The sequence below is a fragment of the Mesonia sp. HuA40 genome (assembly GCF_008017835.1).
In the GTDB taxonomy this organism is placed as follows: Bacteria; Bacteroidota; Bacteroidia; order Flavobacteriales; family Flavobacteriaceae; genus Mesonia.
Window position 1 is genome coordinate 73,688 of sequence record NZ_VRLT01000021.1, and the last position, 24,455, is coordinate 98,142.

Sequence of the window (24,455 nt, forward strand, 5' to 3'; positions counted from 1 at the left end):
CTATGTTATCTAATATTAAATAAAAAGCCCAGTAGTTTTCTAATGTCCCATAATAAGAAAACTACCAGGCTCTTTAGTTGAAATTTGAAATGATTATTTCATCAATTCAAAACTGCGTTTTACAAAATTGGTTAACTCTTCTCCTTTTAGAAGATTTTGAGAGAGTTTAGCCAAATCTAAAGCTTGTTTTATCGTTTTTTCTTGGACTTCTTTGTCTTGGTTTATTAGATCGCTCATGAGCGGATGATTTACATTTACCACCAAGTTGTACATATCTGGCATATTGCCCATGCCAAACATGCCCCCACCACCAGTTTGTTGCATTTCCTTCATTCTTCGCATAAATTCGGGCTGGGTAATCATTAATGGTGCCGCATTGCTATCCATAGGTTCTAATTGAACGGTGTATTTTTCTTTGGGTACAATGGCTTCAAAATCCGCTTTAAGCTTTTCTTTTTCCTCGTCTGATAATTTAGAAACCTGGTTCTCTTCTTTTTTAATTAGGTTATCAACATGATCGCTATCTACCCTAACAAAGGAGATGTTTTCTTTACTGCTTTCTAATTTTTGAATTAAATGTGCTACAATAGGAGAGTCTAATAATAACACCTCATAGTTTTTCTCTTTTGCCGCTTGAATATAGCTGTGTTGCTCATCTTTATTTGAAGCATAAAGTACAACCGTTTTACCGTCCTTATCGGTTTGATTGGCTTTAATTTTTTCTATCAGTTCATCATAGGTGTAATACTTTTCGTCTACACTGGGGTATAATGCAAATTTGTCTGCCTTTTCAAAGAACTTGTCTTCAGAAAGCATACCATACTCGATTACCACCTTAATATCGTTCCATTTTTTCTCAAAATCTTCACGATTTTGGTTAAAGAGAGATTTTAATTTATCGGCTACTTTTCTAGTAATGTAACTTGAAATCTTTTTAACTGCTCCATCGGCTTGTAAGTAAGAGCGCGAAACGTTTAACGGAATGTCTGGTGAGTCAATTACTCCCTTAAGCATGGTAAGAAACTCTGGTACAATTCCTTCTACATTGTCTGTAACGAAAACTTGATTTTGATAAAGCTGTATTTTATCTCTCTGCATACTCAAGTCATTAGAGAGTTTAGGAAAGTATAAAATACCGGTTAGGTTAAAAGGATAGTCTACATTTAAATGAATGTGAAAAAGTGGTTCCTCAAACTGCATTGGGTAGAGCTCCCGGTAAAAGCTTTTATAATCTTCTTCTTCAAGATCTGTGGGTTGCTTGGTCCAGGCCGGATCTGGATTATTGATTATGTTATCTACAGTAACTGTTTTTGCTTCTTCATCTTCTGGAGCATCTTCTGCCTTAGGTAAAGTTTTCTCTTTTGTACCAAACTTAATGGGCACAGGCATAAACTTATTGTATTTTGTCAATAGGTTTTCTATGCGTTGCTCTTCTAAAAATTCTTTTTCTTCTTCGTTGAGGTGTAAGATGATTTCTGTCCCCCTATTTTCTTTTGTGGTTTCTTCTAAAGTAAACTCGGTGGTTCCTTCACAAGTCCAATGTGCTGCGGGCTCATCTTTGTATGATTTGGTGATAATTTCCACTGTATCGGCCACCATAAAGGCAGAATAGAATCCCAGACCAAAATGACCAATAATACCGCTATCTTTTGCCGAATCTTTATATTTTTCTAAAAATTCTTCGGCACCAGAGAAAGCTACTTGGTTGATGTATTTTTCTACTTCATCTTTAGTCATTCCTACACCTTCGTCAATAATATGCAAGGTATTGTTTTCTTTGTTAATTTTCACCTCAATCACGGGTTTACCATAAGTTACATCGGTCTCACCAATGCGGGTAAGGTGCTTTAGTTTTAAGGTTGCATCTGTTGCATTTGAAATTAACTCACGTAAGAATATTTCGTGGTCGCTGTATAAAAATTTCTTGATAAGCGGAAATATATTCTCTACCGATACATTTATTTTTCCTGTTGCCATTTTTTAAAATTTTAAAATCGTTTCTTCAAGCAAGTCAAAAAAAATACCAATTCTAGATATCTGACAAACTGGCACATTATTTGAACGTTATGGTGAAAATATTAACAATTTATTTGTTTAATTTATTCGATAAAAGATTAAACAAAGTTGTATATTTGATAAAAATATGAGCTATGGCAGCAAAAAAGAACACAAGTACAAAAAGCAAGACGGTAAAACCCAAAGTAAAAAAGTTGCAAAAGACAGATTGGATTTCAGCCTACATGACATATGTTTTGGAGGAAGAAAAACGCCCCAAAAGCGTATATAAATTTGCTAAAAACTTAGGTGAAGAAGAAGCAGACTTTTACCAATTCTTTGGTAGTTTAGATGCCTTACAACGTAGTATTTGGGAAGAATTTTATCAAATGAGTATAGATTTGATGAATCAAGCCGAAGAAACAAGTAACTTTTCAAACAGAGAAAAAATGCTAACTTTCTTTTTTACTTTTTTTGAACTCTTGACAGCCAATAGAAGTTATGTGACTTATAGTTTAAGAGAACACAATTCTGCCCTGAAAAATCTTGAACAACTTGCCGGATTGCGTAAGCATATTAAACAATTTGCTGGTGAACTTATTGAAGATAAGAACGAAGGGCAAAAAATTAAACTACTTAGGCACAATAAAACGATTTTCACAGAAGGAGCTTGGTTACAAACTGTATTTTTAATGAAGTTTTGGTTAGATGACAATTCGCCACAATTTGAACAAACAGATATAGCGATTGAAAAATCTGTAAATACCATATTTGACGTATTTAATAACACGCCATTAGAGCGAGTTATTGATTTTGGAAAATTTATTTACCAATCGCAAAAGGTATAGCCTATGAAAACAATAGATAAAATCCCTACAGGGAAAATAGGTAGAACTACAGAACTGGTTAAAACAGGTATTAAGATTGGAGGAAATTACCTAAAGCATTACGGTAAAAAAGCTTTTAATCCAGATCTTTCTCGCGATGAGCTCGATGAAGATAACGCTGCCGATATTTATGATGGTTTAAAAAATCTTAAAGGTAGTGCCCTCAAGGTGGCACAGATGTTATCTATGGAGAAAAGTTTACTTCCTAATGCTTATGTAGAGAAGTTTTCTTTGGCGCAATTTAGTGTACCTCCTTTATCTGCTCCTTTAGTTCGAAAAACTTTTCATAAATACCTTGGCGACTACCCAGAAAACATCTATGATGAATTTAATTTAAACTCTGTAAATGCTGCGAGTATAGGTCAGGTTCATCGGGCACAAAAAGATGGGAAAAAACTTGCTGTGAAAATTCAATATCCGGGAGTCGCCAATAGTATTAGCTCAGATTTAGCTATGGTTAAACCTGTTGCGATGAAAATGTTTAATTTGCAAGGAAAAGATTCAGATAAATATTTTAAAGAAGTTGAAGGTAAATTAATTGAAGAAACAGATTATTTGCTTGAAGTAAAGCAAAGTATAGAAATTTCTGAAGCCTGTAAGCACATACCTAATTTAGGGTTCCCAAAATACTATCCTGACTTATCAAGTGAAAAAATTATTACTATGGATTGGGTAGAAGGCTTACACCTAAGTGAGTTTACCAAAACAGATTTCTCAAAAGAGCATGGCGACCAAATTGGGCAAGCTTTATGGGATTTTTATATGTATCAAATGCACGAACTAAAAGCGGTTCATGCCGATCCGCACCCGGGTAATTTTTTAATAACGCCCAAAAATAAGTTAATTGCTATTGATTTTGGATGTATTAAACAAGTGCCAGAGGAGTTTTATAAGCCTTATTTTGAATTGGCAGTTCCTGAAAATATTAATAACAAAGATTTTTTTCTGCAAAAGTTAAAAGAATTAGAAATTATTGTGGAAACCGATACCAAGCGTGAGATTGATTTCTTTTCAAATTTATTTTATGAAATGCTGAGTTTGTTTACATCGCCTTTTCATAACGATTCATTTGATTTTAGCGATGAAACATTTTGGAGTAAAATAACCGACCTTAGTGAAAAGTATAGCAAAGATACTGAATTAAGAAAAATGAATGGAAACCGAGGAAGTAAGCACTTTTTATATATTAATAGAACTTTCTTTGGCCTATATAATTTGCTTCACGACTTAAAAGCGGAGGTGAAAATTAATAATTTTAAAAAGTTGTAATTTCATAATATTTGGTTAATTGTTATGTGTTTGGGCTACTAAATTTTCGAATTAAGTAGCCTTTTTTATTTTTTTAAAAAAGCTAACTATTAACTGCTAAAAATTAGAGCAAGACTTAGCTAGCTTAATTGCTTTTAATTTCTTAAATTTAAGAATAAAGGCAAAATAGTATTCTGTAAAACCTATTTAAATAAAATGCAAAGCAACAGATTTTTACCTATATATTTTATAGCCGGTGCATTTATTACTGCATTCGTAGGGGCATTTTTTGAACCTGGAAATTTCTTACGTTATTTTTTTTACGGATTAATGAGCCTGTTCTGGATTATTGCTATCGCACTTTTTTTTAAATATATGAGAAATTCTTAAAGAAAATAATGTTTTGGTTTAAATGCACCGTAAAAACTAATTGAGGTGTTGCAAAGTATTTTCAGTTTAATTGCTGTTTAACCATTTAAGTTTTTTTCGTTCGAAGCCCATATTATGTATATTGCCACCTGAAAAATCAAAAGACATCACATGCTATATCAAACAAAAATTGCTGGAATAGGGAAATACGTCCCTGAAAATGTAGTCACTAACGACGATCTTTCTAAATTGATGGATACCAATGATGCTTGGATTCAAGAGCGTACAGGTATAAAAGAACGTAGACATATTAAAAAAGATGATGGTAATTCTACTGCTATTATGGGTGTTAAAGCAGCCAAAATAGCTTTAGAAAGAGCAAATGTAAGTAAAGATGATATCGATTTAATTATTTTTGCAACTTTGAGTCCAGATTACTATTTTCCTGGCTGTGGTGTTCAGGTTCAAGAAATGTTAGACATTCATACCTGCCCCGCCATAGATGTGCGAAACCAATGTAGCGGATTTATTTATGGGCTTTCAGTAGCCGATCAATTCATTAAAACTGGAATGTATAAAAATGTGCTGCTTATTGGAAGTGAGAATCATAGTGGAGGTTTAGATATGAGTACACGTGGTCGCGGGGTGTCAGTGATTTTTGGTGATGGTGCTGGTGCGGCCGTGTTAACCCGAAGTAACCATATAGGAGAGGGGATTCTGTCTACTCACCTACATTCTCAAGGAAAACATGCGTTAGAGTTAGCTTTAGAAGGGCCAAGTACTATGCATTGGGTACCCGAGATAATTGAGGATCAAAAATCAGGGAAAGTAAAAGATATTCCTTACTACCCTTATATGAACGGACAATTCGTTTTTAAAAATGCCGTACAGCGTTTCTCAGAGGTTATAAATGAAGGACTCCAACATAATGGTTTAGAGATTAGCGATATAGATATGCTAATTCCGCATCAAGCTAATTTGAGAATTTCTCAATTTATCCAAAAAAAGTTCAAATTAAGTGATGATCAGGTCTATAATAATATTGAACGATACGGGAATACTACAGCCGCATCAATACCTATTGCGCTAACTGAAGCTTGGGAAGAAGGAAAAATCAAATCTGGTGACAAAGTTGTTTTAGCTGCCTTTGGTAGCGGATTTACTTGGGGAAGTGCTATAATAAATTGGTAGATAATTTATATTTCAATTTAAAAAGGAACGCCACGATAATTATCGTGGCGTTTTTATACTGCGGTCATTTTTTAAAGGCTAATTCAAATAAATTACCAACATACTCTATCTATAAGACGAATAAAAAATTAAAAAGTTGCATGCTTTAATATAGTTTAACATTTTGATAATGAGCTCTTAATGTTATGTAAAGAAAAAACGCATTTCCATTTATAAGTCATCAAGTTACTTATTCTAGCATACTGTTTAAATGACTTTAAAAAGATAGAGATGTTACAAAATTTTTAAAAAAATTTTTTGAGTCGCTTCATTTTGTATCTTCAATTAAACTCAATTTTATACTAGTGTTTTAAATAACCGCAGTATATGAACTGAATTTTAAAAATATATATTATGAAAGACCAAAAAAAAACTTTAGTACTAGGAGCTTCACTAAAAGAAAACAGATATTCTAATAAAGCAATAAAAGCTTTAAGAAAATCAAATATACCTACTTGCGCCATTGGTTTACGTCCCGGTAATGTAGCCGATGTAAAGATAGAAACGGAGCCGCAAAATTTTGAAAATATAGATACAATTACCTTATATATGAACCCAAAACGTCAACCCGCTTTTTATGACTATATTCTGGACTTAAGACCAAAACGTGTTTTGTTTAATCCAGGTACAGAAAATCCAGATTTCTATCGGTTGTTACGTGATGAGAGCATCAAAGTAGAGGTAGCTTGTACATTGGTTTTACTTGCGACGAATCAATATTAAGCCAATAAAAGTGAGCAAACCATTTACTATCAATAATTCATAATTAAAATGATATCCACCTATAAGTTCGGCAGGAATACTGCCAATGGCATAGGTGGTAATAACCGAAAGCACAGCAACAAGTGCCACCCACTTATCTTTTACTTGATGCTTAGTAAAAATGCCAAATGTAAACAGTCCCAATAAGGGTCCATAGGTATAAGAAGCCGCTTTAAGCAAAAGATCAATTACACTAGAATCTAGCAAATATTTAAAGGCTACAATAACTAAAATGAGTAGTAGGCTGATGAGTAGGTGTACTTTTTTTCTCAATTTTTTTTGCTGCATGGCCTGTTTTTTCTTTATATCGAGAAAATCTACACAGAAACTTGTGGTTAATGAAGTTAACGCGCTATCTGCACTCGAGTAGGCGGCTGCAATTAAACCTAATATAAAAACAATTCCTAAACCTAATCCTAAATCGCCGTTGAGCGCAATTTCAGGAAAAAGTAAATCTGTTTTTTCTTTTCCATCTAGAAGTGGTACAGCAATACCATTTTGTTCAGCATACATAAATAAAAGTGCTCCTAGTAAGAGGAACAAAATATTAATAGGGACAAATACTAAACTGTAAGACAGCATGTTTTTTTGAGCGTCTTTAAGGCTTTTGCAAGTCAGGTTTTTCTGCATCATGTCTTGGTCTAACCCTGTCATGCAAATGGTAATAAACATACCTCCTAAAAATGATTTCCAAAAATAATTTCGCTCTAGCCAACTATCAAAAAAGAAAGTTTTAGAATAGCTCTTTAGCTGTGTAGAAGAGAATAAATCGGTTAAAGTCCAATTCATTTCATAGATAATTGTAAAAATTGCAATACCTACGGCCAGTAACATAAACAGGGTTTGTAGCGTATCGGTGTAAACAATAGTTTTTATTCCGCCTCGAGCGGTATATATCCAAATAAATGCAATAGATAAGGAAACCGTGAAAATAAAAGGAACCCCCCATTTTTCAAAAATGAAATACTGCAAGACCGTGGCCACCAAAAAAAGTCTAAAAGCGGCACCTAATACGCGAGAAATAAAGAAAAAAAACGCTCCGGTTTTGTAGCTAACCACTCCAAATCGTTGAGATAAATACTCATAAATTGAAGTGACATTGAGCCGGTAGTAAATAGGTAAGAGAATATATACAATAACTAAGTAACCAAATAAATAGCCCATTACCACCTGTAAATAACTAAACTGGGCATCTTTAACCCACCCAGGCACAGATATAAAAGTTACTCCAGAAAGTGAAGCCCCAATCATACCAAAAGCTACAACATACCAAGGAGATTGACCCTTTGCTTTAAAAAACGTCTCGTTACTATCATCTTTACCTGTGAGATAAGAAATTAAAATTAGCACCCCAAAATAGGCTAGAATTAAAAACAAAATTGTGGTTGGCTGCATGTTTTTTCTTACAAACTTAGTTTTTTCTGCAAATTACAAAGCTGTTGTTTAAATTAATTATTCACTTTACTTCGCTTTAAGCGGATTATTGGCAATTAACAATAAAAATAAATTGTATTTTTGACCTATGGATTTTTCATCAAAGTTACTAGAGAAAGCTGTTGAAGAAATAGCTTTGTTGCCAGGAATAGGGAAGAGAACAGCGTTACGGTTAGCACTTCACTTGTTAAAGCAACCCGAGGAGCAAACCGTGCACTTGTCTAAAGCCTTGTTAGATTTAAAAACGCGAATTGTATTTTGTGAAAATTGTCATATGGTGAGCGACACAAAAATCTGTTCGATTTGTGCCAATGTTAAAAGAGATAAATCGACCGTTTGTGTTGTAGAAGATGTTCGTGATGTAATGGCTATTGAAAATACCAGTCAATATCAAGGTGTTTACCATGTTTTAGGAGGAAAGATAAATCCTATTGAAGGTATTGGTCCTGGCCAATTAAACATATCTTCTTTAGTGCAAAAAGTAAAAAACGGTACGGTAGAGGAAGTTATTTTTGCGCTTTCAAGTACTATGGAAGGCGATACTACCAATTTTTATATCTATAAACAACTCGAAAATGAATCGGTAAAAACCTCTACAATTGCCAGAGGAATTGGCGTAGGAGACGAATTAGAATTTGCCGATGAAATTACACTAGGAAGAAGTATTTTACACCGCATACCTTTTGAAAACTCTCTTAAAAACTAAGTGTAAATGAAACTCTCTGTAGTTATTTTAAACTATAAGGTGCCTTACCATTTAATGCTGTGCCTAGATAGTGTAGAAAGAGCCATTAAAAACCTAGATGCAGAAATTATTGTAGTTGACAATAACTCAAAAGATGAAAGTGTGGCTTGGGTAAAGCGGTATTTTCCTAATGTGATTTGTATTGAGAATTCTAATAATTCAGGATTTAGCAAAGGCAATAATTTAGGAATTAAACAAGCAAAAGGTACTTATATCTGCTTATTAAATCCAGACACGGTGGTGGGAGAAAATTGCTTTATAAATGCTTTAGCTTACGCTGAAAAGAATGATGATTTAGGAGCATTAGGAGTGCGTTTAATTAGCGGGACGGGAGAATACTTAAAAGAAAGTAAACGACAAGTACCCACGCCACGCGTGGCCCTCGAAAAGATGGTGGGTTATGATAAGAATTATTATCATTGGTTGCATTTTGCCAAAAACGGAAAAGTTCAGGTTTTGGTAGGTGCTTTTATGCTCATGAGAAAAGATCGGTACTGGGAAGTGGGTGGACTTGATGAAGATTATTTTATGTATGGAGAAGATATTGATTTGAGCTATAAGTTTTTAAAGAAGGGCTATCAAAATTATTATTTAGGTAGTGAGCGCGTAATTCACTTTAAAGGAGAAAGTACCGTAAAAGATAAAAAATACAGGGAGCGTTTTTTTGGGGCGATGCATTTGTTTTATAAAAAGCATTTTAAAGAAAAAAGTTTAGGCTTGATAAAACCTGGCTTAAAACTACTTGAGGGTCTTTATGTTATGAAAACACAACAAAGAAACAAGCCTCAAAACCTAAAACAGATACTCTGCATTGAAACCGAGGCAGAACACAATCGGGCAATATCAAAACAAGTGGATTTACCACTGCACCTAGCCGATAAAAAATTGATTTTAAAGAAAGATTTTTATGCTAGCCTTATAGTAATAGAAGCAAAAGCATTGGCTTATGAAGAAATTATTTATTTAATCCAAAAACAAAAAGCTAAACAAAACCGTTTTAGACTAATCCCCTCAAATTTTAATTTTGCACTAGGAAGCGATTCAAGTTTCACTCAGGGTGAAATTATAAAATTTTGAAAAACAATTATTCATATAGACTTATTTTGAGTAAATTCGCAACCATTAATAACAAAATCATCTTTAGAAAAAAGATATGGCAAAATTTGAACTAAAACTTCCGAAAATGGGAGAAAGCGTTGCAGAGGCAACCATTACCAATTGGCTAAAAGAAGTAGGCGATAAGATAGAAGAAGATGAAGCAGTTTTAGAAATCGCAACAGATAAAGTAGATAGTGAGGTGCCTAGTGAAGTAGAAGGTACAATTGTAGAAAAATTGTTTGATGTAGATGATGTTGTCCAAGTCGGGCAAACCATTGCAATTATAGAGACCGATGCCGATGTAGCCGATGAAGCACCGTCTTCACCCGAGAATAACCAATCAGAAGGTTCATCTGAGAGTGAACAGGTGCAAGAGCAAATTAATCAAGTTCAAGATTCATTGGCGACCGACTTTGCCGAGAGCGATAAATTTTACTCTCCTTTGGTAAAAAGCATTGCTCAAAAAGAAGGAATAAGTGTTGCCGAATTAGATAAAATTAAAGGCTCCGGTTTGGAGGGTCGTGTTACAAAAAATGATATATTAGCTTATATCGAGAATAGATCGAGTGCCGTATCTGCACCGGCAGCTACATCTTCAAAACAGAATACTAGTGCCCAAGCTTCTGCACCAAAAACCAGCCTTCCTATTCCAAGTCAAGACGGTGATGAGATTGTTGAAATGACTAGAATGGGTAAAATGATTGCTCACCATATGGTGCAAAGCGTTCAAACCTCTGCTCACGTACAATCATTTATCGAAGTGGATGTGACGAAGATCTGGAATTGGCGTAAGAAAAATAAAGATGCTTTCCAACAACGTGAGGGTGAAAAGCTAACTTTTACTCCAATCTTTATGGAAGCAGTTGCAAAAGCAATTAAAGATTTTCCGTTGATTAATATTTCTGTAGATGGAGATAAAATTATCAAAAGAAAAAATATCAATCTTGGTATGGCGGCCGCTTTACCAGATGGTAACCTTATTGTGCCAGTAATCAAACATGCCGATCAATTAAACTTAGTTGGTATGGCCAAAGCTGTAAACGATTTAGCCAACCGCGCTCGAGCAGGTAAATTAAAACCAGACGACACCCAAGGTGGAACTTACACCGTTACTAATGTAGGTACTTTTGGGAGCATCATGGGGACCCCAATAATCAATCAACCTCAAGTTGCTATTTTGGCCTTGGGAGCAATCCGTAAAATGCCTGCTGTTGTTGAAACACCAGACGGTGACTTTATAGGTATTCGCTATAAGATGTTCTTGTCGCATAGCTATGACCACCGCGTAGTAAATGGAGCTTTAGGTGGGCAGTTTGTGCAAAGGGTAGCGCAATATCTAGAAGGTTTTGATGAAAATAGAAGTATATAAATTTAATTAATATTATAAAAGAAACCGTTTGCTTTGGCAAGCGGTTTTTTTGTTTAAATGAATAAATTATAAAAGTAATTAAACCCATTAATAGCACTTTTATTTTTAATATTGTTATTTTTGAAAATAAACACTAGACTATGAATTTAAGGTTAACAAAACCCATTTGCTTTTTTGATTTAGAAACTACAGGAACGCAAATAGCAAAAGATAGAATTGTAGAAATTGCAGTTTTAAAGGTTTATCCCAATTCTAATAAAGAAAGTATTTGTTGGCGTGTTAATCCAGAAATGCCTATTCCTGCAGAAGTTACTAAAATACATGGTATTTCTGATGAAGATGTAGTTAATGAACCCACCTTTAAAGAAAGAGCTAAAGCATTATATGACATGATAAGAGGTTGTGATTTAGGCGGTTATAACAGTAATCGATTTGACATACCTTTATTAGCTGAAGAGTTTTTGCGGGCAGGCGTCGATTTCGATATAAAAAGTTCCTTGGCAATAGACGTGCAAACCATTTTCCATAAAAAGGAGAAGCGAACCTTAGAAGCAGCCTATAAATTTTATTGCAATAAAGAACTTATTGATGCTCATAGTGCCGAGGCTGATACCTTAGCAACTTTTGAAGTGCTAGAATCTCAATTAGAGCGTTATCCAGATTTAGAGAATAACACTGAGTGGTTAGCTAATTTTAGCGCACATAAAAAATTTGTAGACTTTGCTGGGTTTATAGCTTACAATAAAAAACAAGAGGAGGTTTTTACATTTGGTAAACATAAAGGTAAAAAGGTAGAAGAGGTTTTTGAGAAAGAACCAGGATATTACGGGTGGATTCAAAATGCTGATTTCCCGTTATACACCAAGAAAGTTCTTACCGCCATTAAATTGCGCAAACTGACTCAAAAACTGAATTAAGTATGAAGATTATTTGTGTAGGCAGAAATTATACAGATCATATCCAAGAGTTGGAGAATCAAAGGCCAGCTGCTCCGGTTTTATTTCTAAAACCAGACTCGGCAATACTACTCAAAAAACAAGCTTTTTTTATACCAGATTTTTCTAATGAAATTCACCATGAGGTGGAGCTATTGGTTAAAATTAAAAAAGTAGGTAAACACATACAAAAAAAGTTTGCACATAAATATTATGATGAAATAGGTCTGGGAATAGATTTTACTGCTAGGGATTTACAAAAACAACTAAAAAAAGAAGGTTTACCTTGGGAAAAAGCAAAAGCCTTCGATGGATCAGCTGTAATCGCAGAAAAATGGATGCATAAAGCTGAGATTAAAAATTTTGATCAAATTTCATTTAAGCTAAAGAAGAATAACGAGACGGTTCAGGAGGGTAATTCGGCGCAGATGCTCTATAAAATAGATGAGTTAATCGAATATATTTCAAGTTATTTTACTTTAAAAATTGGAGATATTATTTTTACAGGAACTCCTGCGGGGGTTGGTAAGGTAAATCCAGGAGATACCCTCGAAGGATTCCTAGAAAAAATGTCCTTTTTTAAGGTAAATATCAAGTAACATGAAATTATATAATTTAGACGATGTGCGGGAAATGGCCGCTGGAGATAGCGATTTTATTAAAGAAATTGTACACGCTTTTCTCGAGGAAGTCCCTATTGATATTACCCAACTTTATGAGGCCGTTCAAAATGAAAATAAACCCATGGTGTATGCGATTGCCCATAAAGTTAAACCAAATCTTCAATTGTTTGGTTTAGGATTAAGTCATGAAATTAAACAACTTGAAGGTTGGGGTAAGGAGCAAGAGTCTTATCGTGAAGATGAAATTTTGGCCATCGCAAGAAGGGTGAAAGACACGGTATTAATGGCTACCGAAGCACTCCATAAAGAGTTAGATTAAATTTTATGAATGCAGAGATTATTACTATAGGAGACGAAATTCTTATAGGTCAAATCACAGATACCAACTCCGCTTTCTTAGCTCAAGAACTTAATAAAATTGGTGTTGAGGTAACTCAAATTACTTCTATTCAAGATCATCCTACCCATATTTTTAATGCGCTTAAAAAAGCCGAAGCCTATAACCAGATAATTATTATTACAGGAGGTTTAGGGCCAACTAAAGATGATAAAACCAAAGAGACGCTCTGTAATTATTTTCAAGACGAACTGGTCGAAAATCATGAGATGCTTAGCCATATAGAGGATCTATTTGAAAAATATATTGAAACTTCTTCAATCTCAAAACTTAACCGAGATCAGGCTTATATACCGTCAAAGGCAATTGCTTTAAAAAATGAATTTGGTACAGCACCAGGAATGTGGTTTTTTGAAAATGGAAAAGTTTACATTTCAATGCCAGGGGTACCGTATGAAATGAAAAATATTTTCACTAAAGAAGCTTTGCCTCGATTGGCTAAAACTTTTGAACGCCCCTATATTATACATAAAACAGCTTTAACTTATGGAGTAGGCGAGAGTACATTAGCTAAACTAATTGAAGATTGGGAAAACAATTTACCTTCTTTTATTAAATTGGCTTATCTGCCAAGTTTAGGAAAAGTTCGCTTGCGTTTAAGTGCTAGAGGAGGAAATAAAGAAATTTTAGAACAAACACTAGAGGAGGCATTTAAAAATTTAAAAAGCTATATTGGCGGATATATAAAAGGATTTGAAGGAGAAACTAGTATCGAAGAAGAAATAGCGAGTAAGTTCAATCTGAAAAATCAGTATTTGGCGCTGGCAGAAAGCTGTACAGGTGGTCAAATAGCCTCAAGCTTAGTAAATGTCCCAGGTGCTAGTTCTTACTTTCTAGCGGGTTTGGTAACCTATGCTACCCAAATGAAAATAGACTTACTCAAGATAGAAGAGTCGATAATTCAAAAGTACTCCGTAGTTAGTAAAGAGGTGACCTTAGAAATGGCTAAAAAAGTAAAACAGCAAACAGGGGCTGATGTCGCTCTGGCTACTACAGGAAATGCAGGGCCAACCAAAGGAGATAGTCAAGCTGATATCGGTCAAGTTTATATTGCCTTAGTTGCACCTGGAGTAGAAAAAGTATTTAGTTTTCTTTGGAAAAAAAATAGAGAAAAGGTTATTGAAAAGGCAGTGGTTAAGGCCCAACAAATATTATTAGAAGAAAATTGGAATTAAATCTTTGAAATTGTTGTTTGTTTCGAGATAATGTTGTTAATTTGCAACCTGTTTTGAATAACGCGATAAAGATTAGAAAACATGTCAAGAGTTTGTGAACTTACGGGAAAGAAAGCGATGGTAGGAAATAACGTTTCTCACGCTATGAATAAAACAAAACGTAAATTTAAAGCCAATTTGGTTAAAAAACGTTTTTACATCCCAGAAGAGGATAAGTGGGTTACTTTGAAAGTGTCTACTTCTGCATTAAAAAATATTAACAAAAGAGGAATCTCTGCTGTCATTAAAGAAGCTAGAGAAAAAGGTTTCTTAACCAAGTAATCTTGAATCTTTAAAATCATAGAGCAATGGCAAAGAAAGGAAATAGAGTACAAGTAATTCTTGAATGTACAGAGCATAAAGCAACTGGTAAGCCAGGTACATCTAGATATATCACAACTAAAAATAAAAAAAACACGCCGGATAGAATGGAGTTAAAGAAATTTAACCCTATTTTAAATAAAATGACGGTTCATAAAGAAATAAAGTAATAAGTTATGGCAAAGAAATCGGTAGCATCGTTACAAACAGGATCAAAAAGACTTACCAAAGCTATAAAAATGGTTAAGTCTCCAAAAACAGGAGCATATACTTTTGTTGAGGCAATTATGGCGCCAGAACAAGTGAAAGATTATCTTAAGAAATAAGAATAACTTAACACAATATATAAACCGTCTTGCTAAATCAAGACGGTTTTTTTAATTTATGTAACTCGTATATTTTAGCATTATTTTGGTTTTCATTGAATAAAAAAGCTAACTTTGAGTTTTTAAAATTACACCTCTAATAATTCTGTCATGAATTTTTTTAAAAAGATATTTTCTAAAGAAAAAAAAGAGACCCTAGATAAAGGCTTAGAAAAATCAAAATCTAGTTTTTTTGGTAAGCTAAGCAAGGCCGTTGCTGGTAAATCAAAAGTAGATGATGAGGTTCTTGATAACTTAGAAGAAGTTCTAGTTAGCAGTGATGTTGGGGTAAAAACAACTATACGAATAATTGATCGCATTGAAGCTCGAGTTGCCAAAGATAAATATTTAGGCACAGATGAACTTGATCAAATTTTAAGAGAAGAGATTGCCGGATTGTTAAGCGAAACAGAAGACCAAGCCAATTTTAACTTGCCCGATAAAAAACCTTATGTAATTATGGTTGTTGGGGTAAATGGAGTAGGTAAAACTACAACCATAGGTAAATTGGCACATCAATTTAAAAGTCAGGGTAAAAGTGTTGTGCTGGGTGCAGCAGACACTTTTAGGGCGGCCGCTATAGACCAACTTCAAATTTGGGCAGATCGCGTAGAAGTTCCTATTGTTAAACAAAAAATGGGTAGCGACCCGGCTTCAGTTGCTTTTGACACCCTTCAAAGTGGTGTAAATAAAAATGCCGATGTGGTAATAATAGATACCGCAGGAAGATTGCATAACAAAATCAACTTGATGAATGAGCTTACCAAAATAAAGCGGGTAATGCAAAAAGTAGTGCAAGATGCCCCACACGAAGTATTGCTGGTTTTAGACGGTAGCACAGGCCAAAATGCTTTTGAGCAAGCTAAACAATTTACAGCTGCCACCGAGGTGAGTAGTTTAGCAGTAACCAAACTTGATGGTACAGCTAAGGGTGGGGTAGTAATAGGTATTAGCGATCAGTTTAAAATCCCTGTTAAATATATAGGGGTAGGAGAAGGAATTGATGACTTGCAAGTCTTTAATAAATTCGAATTTGTTGATTCATTTTTCAAACAAAATTTATAGATAATTTGGAAGAAAAGCCACCTTTATTTTCCGAGAGAGCCAAGGGGAACACTACAAAGGTAGTACTGCTGTATTGTTTATTCTTTGTTATCATGAAAATTGTGGCAGGTTTTCAGGGGTACGATTGGGGTTTAAACTTGCTCATTGCCCTCCCGTTTTTTATAATTCTTATGTTAGGCTATTGGCTTTATACAACTCACAAAATAAATTGGACTTTTCTTTTAATAAGTATTCTTGCTATGGCTGCAATCCATTATTTTGAAGCCGACTTTGTAGCTTATTATACTCAAGTTAATTAGTATATATTTGCCCATTTTTAATTTTTAGATTGTACCTTTGCACACATTTTAAATAGCTATGCGTACAAAATCTCTAAAGAAAAATAAAATAAACGTTGTGACCCTAGGTTGTAGCAAAAACCTTTATGATTCAGAAGTACTTATGGGTCAACTCAAAGCCAATAAGAAAGAAGTAGTTCATGAGCAAGAAGGTAATGTTGTTGTGATAAATACTTGTGGGTTTATAGACAATGCTAAAGAACAATCTGTAAACACCATACTAGATTTTGTACAACGTAAGCAAGAAGGTTTGGTAGATAAGGTTTTTGTGACGGGTTGCCTCTCAGAACGTTATAAGCCAGATTTAATAGAAGAAATTCCAGATGTTGACCAATATTTTGGTACAACCGAGTTACCGGCATTACTTAAGGCATTGGGTGCAGATTATAAACATGAGTTAATCGGGGAACGTATAACAACCACACCAAAAAACTATGCATTCCTAAAAATTGCAGAAGGCTGTGATCGTCCGTGTAGCTTTTGTGCCATACCATTAATGCGTGGCAAACATAAATCAACACCTATAGAAAACCTTGTGCAAGAGGCTAAAAACCTAGCCAAAAATGGCGTGAAAGAACTTATTTTAATTGCACAAGATTTAACTTATTACGGTTTAGATCTTTATAAAAAGCGCGCTTTAGCGGATTTACTAAAAGAATTAGTGAAGGTGGATGGCATTCAATGGATAAGATTGCATTATGCTTTTCCTACGGGCTTCCCTATGGATGTGCTCGATGTAATTAAAAATGAACCCAAAGTCTGTAATTACCTAGATATACCTTTGCAACATATTTCAGATGATTTATTAAAATCTATGCGTCGTGGAACAACTCACGCCAAGACAACAGAACTCATTCACAAATTCAGAGAAAAAGTTCCAGCAATGGCTATTAGAACCACACTAATTGTTGGTTATCCTGGTGAAACAGAAGCACATTTTCAAGAATTGAAAGACTGGGTAAAAGCTATGCGCTTTGAACGTTTAGGCTGTTTTACCTATTCTCACGAAGAAAACACCCATGCTTTTAATTTAGTTGATGATGTGCCAGAAGATATAAAACAACAGCGCGCCAATGAGATTATGGAAATTCAATCGCAAATATCGTGGGAACTTAATCAAGAAAAAATAGGCCAAATTTTTAAATGCGTAATTGACCGTAAAGAAGGAAATTATTTTGTGGGCCGTACAGAATTTGATTCACCCGATGTTGATAATGAAGTGCTTATTGATGCAACGAAATTTTATTTAAAAACAGGCGATTTTGCCGAAGTGAAAATTACAGAAGCAGCCGATTTTGATTTGTACGGAGAACCCGTAACCGCTTAAATAATAAAAAGCCTTGGTAATTTCCAAGGTTTTTTTATTACCATTATGCTTTGTGTTAATTTTTAATCCAAGTTTTTTATTTTTCAATATATCTTTGATTCAGAATAAAGTTACCTATCCTATAGTTTACTTTACAGTTCGCGTTTTTTTGTTAACTAAAAATTAGTAGATTAAAAGCTTAACAAATGTATCTTTGTACTTATAAAGTGTAATTTATGTCAGACTGTATTGCTTATCAAGAAACCAATTACTTTTCTTCCCTAATTATAGACTACCTGAATAAAAAAAAGACGCTTGATGTCTTTTACAACCGGTTTCCCGATTTAAGAAATTTTCAAAAGCAAATAGAAGAGAAACAAAAAAATTATAAAGCTGAAGATCGTAAAATTCTAGTGCGAGCACTTCACAAACAATATAAAAATTTAACGGTTTCAAAAAAAGTAGAGACCAATATAAGAGCTTTAGAAAAAGACAATACTTTTACCATTACTACTGGGCATCAGTTAAATTTATTTACGGGCCCGTTATACTTTCTCTATAAAATTATCTCTACCGTGAACCTCACGGAAGAGCTAAATAATACGTATAAATCTTATAAATTTGTTCCCATTTATTGGATGGCCACCGAAGATCATGACTTTGCCGAAATTAATTTCTTCAATTATCGAGACAACAAAATTAGTTGGGATATTAATAGCTCAGGCGCTGTGGGCGAGCTAATAACAAAGCAATTTGATGAAGTTTTACAGTCTTTTCAATCGGCTCTAGGCGATTCAGAGAACGCGCAATACTTGATTAATTTATTTAAAAAAGCCTACACTCAGCAGGAAACTTTAGCAGATGCTACCCGTTACATTGTTCATGAACTTTTTCAAGACACTGGTTTAGTTATATTAGATGCCAATACTAAAAAATTAAAAGAAACATTTATTCCTCATATAGAAGATGAGGTGTTCAACCAAACTGCACATAAGCACATTGAGCAAACCTCTAAACAGTTGAAGGAAGCTAATTATAAAACGCAGGTAAATCCGCGTGGGATCAATCTTTTTTATCTAAAACCAAATGTACGGGAGCGTATTATTTATGAAGACGGTAAATTTAAGGTAAATAATACAGATATTATATTTACCGAAAATCAAATCCGTAAAGAAATAAAAGAACACCCAGAGCGATTCTCGCCAAATGTAATCATGCGTCCATTGTATCAAGAGACCCTATTACCCAATTTATGTTATATAGGTGGAGGCGGTGAGTTGGCCTATTGGTTTCAATTAAAGTCTTATTTTAAATCGCAAAAAGTCACATTTCCCATACTATTGCTCAGAAATTCTGCATTAATTGTCTCTGAAAAACAGCAACGCAAACGCAAAGAGCTCAATTTGGCTATTGCCGATTTATTTTTAGATCAAAATGAGTTGGTAAAGCAGAAAACAAAACAACTTTCGTCAATACAGATTGATTTTTCTTCACAAAAAGAGTTCTTGAAAAAGCAGTTTGAAGATTTGTATAGGCTTGCAAATAAAACCGATAAATCGTTTAAGGGAGCTGTAGCCGCCCAAGAGCAAAAACAAATAAATGGCTTGGTGCATTTAGAAAAACGCTTATTAAAAGCCCAAAAAAGGAAACTAAAAGATAATTTAGAGCGCATAACTAAATTGCAAAACGCTTTATTCCCACAAGAAAGCTTACAAGAGCGTCAACTTAATTTTGCTCAATTTTACGAAGAAAATGGAGAACTTCTAATAAAACGTTTACAAAATGAACTAAAGCCTTTAGACCTACGATTTAAAATAATAACTTTGCCGTACTAAATATTTCATATGAAAAGTATGCACAGCATTGATATCAATACCGTCGAAATGACGCTAGATATCATGAAATATGCCATCAATAGGATTTCTAATAATGATCCTGAGTTGGGTCACCCTAAAAAAGAAGAAGTTCTAAAAGAACTTGCGGGCGATACCATTACGGAAGAAGGAATAGGCGGAGAATACGCTTTCAATTTGTTTAAAGACGTTTTTGCAAAAGCAACCGTTCCTGTAGATCACCCAAGGCATCTAGCCTTTGTACCAGCAGCGCCAACTAAAGCTGCTGTTTTGTTTGATTTAGTTACATCTGCGGCTAGTATTCACGGCGCATATTGGATGACAGGTGGTGGCGGTATTTTCTGTGAAAACGAGGCTATGAAGTGGTTAGTAAGCTTAACGGGCCTACCCGAAGGAGCTTTTGGGGTGTTTACCAGTGGAGGAACATCGGCTAACTTATCAGCTATGATTGCCGCCAGAGAAGCTTGGCGAGATCAAAACAAAGAGCATGAAAATTTAAAAGCGCTTTTAATTACTTCTAATGGAGCGCATTCCTCTATAAAATCAATGGCCAAGGTCATAGATGCCGATATTATTCTGGTAGATGACGATGAAGAAGATCGTTTAACAGGTTATTGGTTAAAAGAGAAAATTAAAAGTTTATCGCCACACGACCGTAAAAGACTTTTTGCCGTAGTTGCCACGGGAGGAACTACCAACGCAGGAATAATAGATGATCTTGCTGGTGTGGCGCAAGTTTGTGAAGATGAAAATCTTTGGTTTCATGTAGATGCAGCATATGGTGGTGGAGCCCTTGCCGCACCATCTGTTCGTCATTTGTTCAAGGGTATTGAACGTGCCGATAGTATTACAATAGATCCGCACAAATGGATGTTCTCACCTTATGATTGCGGAGCGGTAATTTATAAAGACTTGTCTTTAGCCAAAAATGCGCACTCACAAAAAGGGGCTTATTTAGATATTTTTAAAGACGAAGGTGCTCAAGGATTTAATCCAGCCGATTATCAAATTCAGCTTACGCGTCGCTTACGCGGATTGCCTTTATGGTTTTCCTTAGCTATGCATGGAACGGCAAAATACACAGAAGCAATAGAGCGAGGCTTGTTTTTAGCAAAAGCCGCAGCCAAGCAAATAGAAGCACATCCCAACCTAGAGTTGGTGAGAAAACCAGGCCTTTCGTGCGTGCTGTTTAGAAGAAAAGGTTGGTCTCCAGATGATTATATAGACTGGACCTATACCAACCACCAAGCTGGATTAGCTTTGGTTACACCAACAAAATGGACTAAAAATGGAGAGAGTGAAACCATATCTAGATTTTGCTTTATAAATCCAGATACAACAGAAGAAGATATTCAAGAAATTTTAGCCACAATGGCTTAGTATAAACTTTAAAACCAATACTTAAATATTTAAGGATTTTAAATTAGGCCTTAATTTTTATTTTTAGCTATGCAAAATAACGTACTTATTCTCGACTTCGGTTCGCAGTACACGCAATTAATCGCCAGACGTGTGCGTGAATTAAACATTTACTGTGAAATACATCCGTTCAATAAAGTGCCAGAAAATGTAAATACCTTTAAAGCAGTTATCCTTTCGGGTAGTCCATTTTCAGTTCGGGCAGAAGATGCACCACACCCAGATTTGTCTCAACTTAGAGGTAAAGTACCCATGTTAGCGGTGTGTTATGGCGCACAATATTTAGCACATTTTAACGGTGGTAAGGTAGAGGCATCAGAGATCAGGGAGTACGGCCGCGCAAACTTAGCGGTAATTAAAGACCAAGAACTGCTTTTTGATGAAATTCCCGAAAATTCACAAGTTTGGATGTCGCACAGCGATACTATTAAAGAACTACCCCAAGGCGGTGTAAGGTTAGCCAGTACGCAAGATGTTTTAAATGCTGCCTATCGTATTGAGGGCGAACAAACATTTGCCATTCAATTTCATCCCGAAGTTTACCACTCACAAGATGGTAAACAATTACTTGAAAACTTTTTGGTAAAAATAGCAGGAGTTGCTCAAGAATGGACTCCAGAGGCTTTTGTCGATATGACAGTGAATGAACTGCGGGAGAAAATAGGTTCAGATAAAGTAGTACTTGGTTTAAGTGGAGGTGTTGATTCAACTGTAGCCGCTGTATTACTGCATAAAGCAATTGGAAAAAATTTATATTGCATTTTCGTAAACAACGGTTTACTGCGTAAAGATGAGTTTTCTAATGTATTGAATCAATACAAGGGTATGGGCTTAAATGTAAAAGGTGTCGACTCATCAAAACGATTTTTAGACGCTTTGGCAGGTATAAGTGATCCTGAAGAAAAGAGAAAGAAAATAGGAAATACTTTTATTGATGTATTCGACGACGAAGCACATGAAATTACCGACGTTACTTATCTGGCGCAAGGTACTATCTATCCAGATGTAATTGAATCTATTTCGGTAAACGGACCTTCAGCTACCATCAAATCGCATCACAATGTGGGAGGTTTACCCGATTTTATGAAACTTAAAATCGTTGAGCCCCTACGCATGCTATTTAAAGATGAAGTGAGAAGGGTGGGGGCCGAAATGGGCATAGATCCAGAATTGTTGGGAAGACATCCATTTCCCGGTCCCGGACTGGCTATTCGAATTTTAGGCGATATTACCGGCGAAAAGGTACGAATCTTGCAAGAAGTTGATTATATTTTTATTCAAGGATTAAAAGACTGGAATCTTTACGACAAAGTATGGCAGGCGGGAGCTATTTTGCTGCCAGTAAATTCTGTTGGAGTAATGGGTGATGAGCGCACCTACGAAAAAGTTGTAGCTTTAAGGGCGGTAGAATCAACCGATGGTATGACAGCCGACTGGGTTAATTTACCCTATGATTTTTTACAAAAAATATCAAACACCATAATAAATAGAGTAAAAGGCGTTAATAGAGTAGTTTACGATATTAGTTCAAAACCACCTGCTACAATAGAATGGGAATAAATTTTACCTGTGTTATGACTAGATTTAATATGTTTTTTTTGTTTGTTTTATTACTGATTTTCCCTTCAGCTGTGGCTCAAGGTTTTCGTACGCATGAGGTTAAAAAAGGAGAAAGCTTGGAGCAAATTGCTAACCATTATCAGGTGAGTGTCGATGAGATTTATAAATTAAATCCAGATGCCAAAAAGCGAAATATCAACCATATGGTGTTGGTAATTCCTGCGCAAGAACCTAAAGTTAAACTAAATGAAGAAAGCAAACAACTAAGTTTTAAAAGCTATCAAATTCAAGCTAAAGAAACTTTATATAGCATCGCAAAAGCAAATCATTTAAGTATTGATGAACTTAAACAATACAACCCCGATTTGGTTGAAACCGATATAGCTATCGGGCAAACCATTAAAATTCCTATTTTTAGGAAAGATAAGCGCACACCTAATTTCAATGAATCCTTAACTAACTCTAGTTTTAGTAATATCATACATATTGTTTTGCCAGGTGAAACAAAATATAGGATCGCCAAGCAATATGGATTAAGTGTTGAGCAATTGCAAGCACTTAATCCCACATTGTTAGACTTAAAGGCCGGACAGTTGCTTACCATTGTGAACAAGAATAAAGAGGCACTAACTAATAAAAATGAAGCGCCTTTAAACTTTTTTAATTATGAGGTGAAACCAAAAGAGACTATTTTTAGGTTAACCAAAATGTTTAATGTACCAGCCGATTCACTTTATGCTTGGAATCCTCAATTGAAACAGTCTGGTTTGAAAGAAGGTATGCAAATAAAATTACCTAAGAAAGTGAATGTGCAAGTTGCCGGTTTATCTACAGACAAAGTGAACCTAGCAGAGAACATTAGTGATTATTCTACTCAAAAGGTAGCTGTTATGTTGCCCTTAAGTTTAGATAACATTAACGATGGTAATAAAGCTGATGTATTAAAGAAAGATAAAGTATTGCGTATTGCCTTAGATTTTTATAGTGGGGTTGAGGCTGCCATCCGTAAAGCCGAATTACTCGGGATTACAGTTGAGGCTAAAGTGTATGACACCCAGAGAAATTCGCAAAAGGTGGCGAGTATTATAAACAATAATGATTTTGATCAAGTTGACTTTGTTGTTGGACCATTTTTTACAAAAACCGTTGAAACAGCGTCCAAGCTATTAGAATCAAAAAAAATCCCTGTTTTAAGTCCTATTTCTAGCGGTGAAATTAATGGTGGTGTAAATTTAATTCAAACCCGCCCAACAGATATTATGATGCAGCAATCTATAATTTCCTTTATTAAATTGCATGGTGCAGATAAAAATGTTGTCGTTTTAGCTGATAAGGGTAAGGGGTATTTAGAATCAAAAATACTCTATACATTGCCTGAGGCAAAACTAGTAAACTTGCAAAAAGAGTATTTACAGCAAAGTGATCTAGCACGTGTTTTAGATAAGAATAGAACAAATTGGTTTATTCTTGAATCAGATGATATGGCCACTGTAAGTAATGCCGCGTCTTATCTAAATACACTGCGTTCAACTTTTGACATTCAACTGTTTACTTCCAATAAAAATGATTTATACGATAGTGAAGTACCTAGCACTTATTTAGGAAATTTAAACTTCACTTACGCTGCTATTAATAAAGAGTACAATCAAGATCCTTTAGATGAGTTTGTAAAAATATATCGGGAAGATTATGGTTTGTCTCCCAATCAATATGTTATTCGTGGGTATGATGTAACATTAGATGCAATTTTAAGAAAAGCTAACTTCTCTGATTTTTATGAATCGCTAAGCCTTGATCAAACCACAGAATATGTGGAAAATCAGTTTAATTATAACAAAAAATTGATTGGCGGGTATTTTAATAACGCGGTTTATATTTTACAATACAATAAGGAGTTACAAATTCAATCTGTAGAGAATTAA

The 24,455-nt window shown here is 34.8% G+C and carries 22 protein-coding genes; 20 read left to right on the forward strand and 2 right to left on the reverse strand.

The window, feature by feature from the left end; all coding sequences use genetic code 11:
* Positions 1-93 precede the first annotated feature (93 nt).
* Entirely contained in the window at positions 94-1,977 is a 1,884-nt protein-coding gene (gene htpG, locus FT993_RS02375; protein WP_147860941.1) for a molecular chaperone HtpG, read from the reverse strand.
* A gap of 173 nt (positions 1,978-2,150) precedes the next feature.
* Here htpG and FT993_RS02380 point away from each other — a divergent pair, with 173 nt between their 5' ends.
* The 4 genes from FT993_RS02380 to FT993_RS02395 all read left to right on the forward strand — a co-directional run bounded on the left by FT993_RS02380 (position 2,151) and on the right by FT993_RS02395 (position 6,452).
* A complete protein-coding gene (locus FT993_RS02380) occupies positions 2,151-2,843 on the forward strand; it encodes a TetR family transcriptional regulator C-terminal domain-containing protein (RefSeq protein WP_147860942.1) in 693 nt (230 codons plus the stop codon).
* Between the two features lie 3 nt (positions 2,844-2,846).
* Positions 2,847-4,151 carry an AarF/ABC1/UbiB kinase family protein gene (locus FT993_RS02385; protein WP_147860943.1) on the forward strand — a complete coding sequence of 435 codons (1,305 nt, stop codon included), beginning with the start codon at positions 2,847-2,849 and terminating at the stop codon, positions 4,149-4,151.
* A gap of 519 nt (positions 4,152-4,670) precedes the next feature.
* Positions 4,671-5,690: a 3-oxoacyl-ACP synthase III family protein gene (locus FT993_RS02390; RefSeq protein ID WP_147860944.1), complete on the forward strand. Its 1,020-nt coding sequence runs from the start codon at positions 4,671-4,673 to the stop codon at positions 5,688-5,690.
* Positions 5,691-6,083: 393 nt separating this feature from the next.
* Positions 6,084-6,452: a CoA-binding protein gene (locus FT993_RS02395; protein WP_147860945.1), complete on the forward strand. Its 369-nt coding sequence runs from the start codon at positions 6,084-6,086 to the stop codon at positions 6,450-6,452.
* On the opposite strand, the gene FT993_RS02400 is transcribed toward FT993_RS02395, so the two are convergent.
* Positions 6,429-7,886, reverse strand: coding sequence for a sodium:solute symporter (locus tag FT993_RS02400; protein WP_147860946.1), 1,458 nt, complete (start codon positions 7,884-7,886; stop codon positions 6,429-6,431). The two genes, FT993_RS02395 and FT993_RS02400, sit on opposite strands and share 24 nt — an antisense overlap.
* A 127-nt stretch (positions 7,887-8,013) precedes the next feature.
* Here FT993_RS02400 and recR point away from each other — a divergent pair, with 127 nt between their 5' ends.
* From recR to FT993_RS02480, 16 genes are all read left to right on the forward strand, one after another.
* A complete protein-coding gene (recR, locus tag FT993_RS02405; protein ID WP_147860947.1) occupies positions 8,014-8,631 on the forward strand; it encodes a recombination mediator RecR in 618 nt (205 codons plus the stop codon).
* Positions 8,632-8,637: 6 nt separating this feature from the next.
* Positions 8,638-9,747, forward strand: coding sequence for a glycosyltransferase family 2 protein (locus FT993_RS02410; protein WP_147860948.1), 1,110 nt, complete (start codon positions 8,638-8,640; stop codon positions 9,745-9,747).
* A 76-nt stretch (positions 9,748-9,823) separates the two neighbouring features.
* A complete protein-coding gene (locus tag FT993_RS02415; protein ID WP_147860949.1) occupies positions 9,824-11,137 on the forward strand; it encodes a dihydrolipoamide acetyltransferase family protein in 1,314 nt (437 codons plus the stop codon).
* Between the two features lie 140 nt (positions 11,138-11,277).
* Positions 11,278-12,054 carry a 3'-5' exonuclease gene (locus FT993_RS02420; RefSeq protein WP_147860950.1) on the forward strand — a complete coding sequence of 259 codons (777 nt, stop codon included), beginning with the start codon at positions 11,278-11,280 and terminating at the stop codon, positions 12,052-12,054.
* A gap of 2 nt (positions 12,055-12,056) precedes the next feature.
* Entirely contained in the window at positions 12,057-12,671 is a 615-nt protein-coding gene (locus tag FT993_RS02425) for a fumarylacetoacetate hydrolase family protein (RefSeq protein WP_147860951.1), read from the forward strand.
* A gap of 1 nt (position 12,672) precedes the next feature.
* Entirely contained in the window at positions 12,673-13,014 is a 342-nt protein-coding gene (locus FT993_RS02430; protein ID WP_147860952.1) for an Hpt domain-containing protein, read from the forward strand.
* A 5-nt stretch (positions 13,015-13,019) separates the two neighbouring features.
* Positions 13,020-14,267: a CinA family nicotinamide mononucleotide deamidase-related protein gene (locus FT993_RS02435; protein WP_147860953.1), complete on the forward strand. Its 1,248-nt coding sequence runs from the start codon at positions 13,020-13,022 to the stop codon at positions 14,265-14,267.
* An 81-nt stretch (positions 14,268-14,348) separates the two neighbouring features.
* Positions 14,349-14,588, forward strand: a complete 240-nt coding sequence (gene rpmB, locus FT993_RS02440; protein ID WP_147860954.1) for a 50S ribosomal protein L28 — start codon at positions 14,349-14,351, stop codon at positions 14,586-14,588.
* A 26-nt stretch (positions 14,589-14,614) separates the two neighbouring features.
* On the forward strand, positions 14,615-14,797 hold the full coding sequence (rpmG, locus tag FT993_RS02445) for a 50S ribosomal protein L33 (RefSeq protein ID WP_141422429.1): 183 nt from the start codon (positions 14,615-14,617) through the stop codon (positions 14,795-14,797).
* A 6-nt stretch (positions 14,798-14,803) separates the two neighbouring features.
* Positions 14,804-14,953 (forward strand): DUF4295 domain-containing protein, encoded by a 150-nt coding sequence (locus FT993_RS02450; RefSeq protein WP_147860955.1) that lies wholly within the window; start codon positions 14,804-14,806, stop codon positions 14,951-14,953.
* A gap of 150 nt (positions 14,954-15,103) precedes the next feature.
* On the forward strand, positions 15,104-16,057 hold the full coding sequence (gene ftsY, locus FT993_RS02455; protein WP_147860956.1) for a signal recognition particle-docking protein FtsY: 954 nt from the start codon (positions 15,104-15,106) through the stop codon (positions 16,055-16,057).
* A 357-nt stretch (positions 16,058-16,414) separates the two neighbouring features.
* On the forward strand, positions 16,415-17,722 hold the full coding sequence (gene rimO / locus FT993_RS02460) for a 30S ribosomal protein S12 methylthiotransferase RimO (protein ID WP_147860957.1): 1,308 nt from the start codon (positions 16,415-16,417) through the stop codon (positions 17,720-17,722).
* Between the two features lie 215 nt (positions 17,723-17,937).
* Positions 17,938-19,536 carry a bacillithiol biosynthesis cysteine-adding enzyme BshC gene (gene bshC / locus FT993_RS02465; RefSeq protein ID WP_147860958.1) on the forward strand — a complete coding sequence of 533 codons (1,599 nt, stop codon included), beginning with the start codon at positions 17,938-17,940 and terminating at the stop codon, positions 19,534-19,536.
* A gap of 18 nt (positions 19,537-19,554) precedes the next feature.
* Entirely contained in the window at positions 19,555-20,934 is a 1,380-nt protein-coding gene (locus tag FT993_RS02470) for an aminotransferase class V-fold PLP-dependent enzyme (protein ID WP_187240741.1), read from the forward strand.
* 69 nt (positions 20,935-21,003) lie between these two features.
* Entirely contained in the window at positions 21,004-22,533 is a 1,530-nt protein-coding gene (gene guaA, locus FT993_RS02475; RefSeq protein ID WP_147860960.1) for a glutamine-hydrolyzing GMP synthase, read from the forward strand.
* A 14-nt stretch (positions 22,534-22,547) separates the two neighbouring features.
* Positions 22,548-24,455: a LysM peptidoglycan-binding domain-containing protein gene (locus FT993_RS02480; protein ID WP_187240737.1), complete on the forward strand. Its 1,908-nt coding sequence runs from the start codon at positions 22,548-22,550 to the stop codon at positions 24,453-24,455.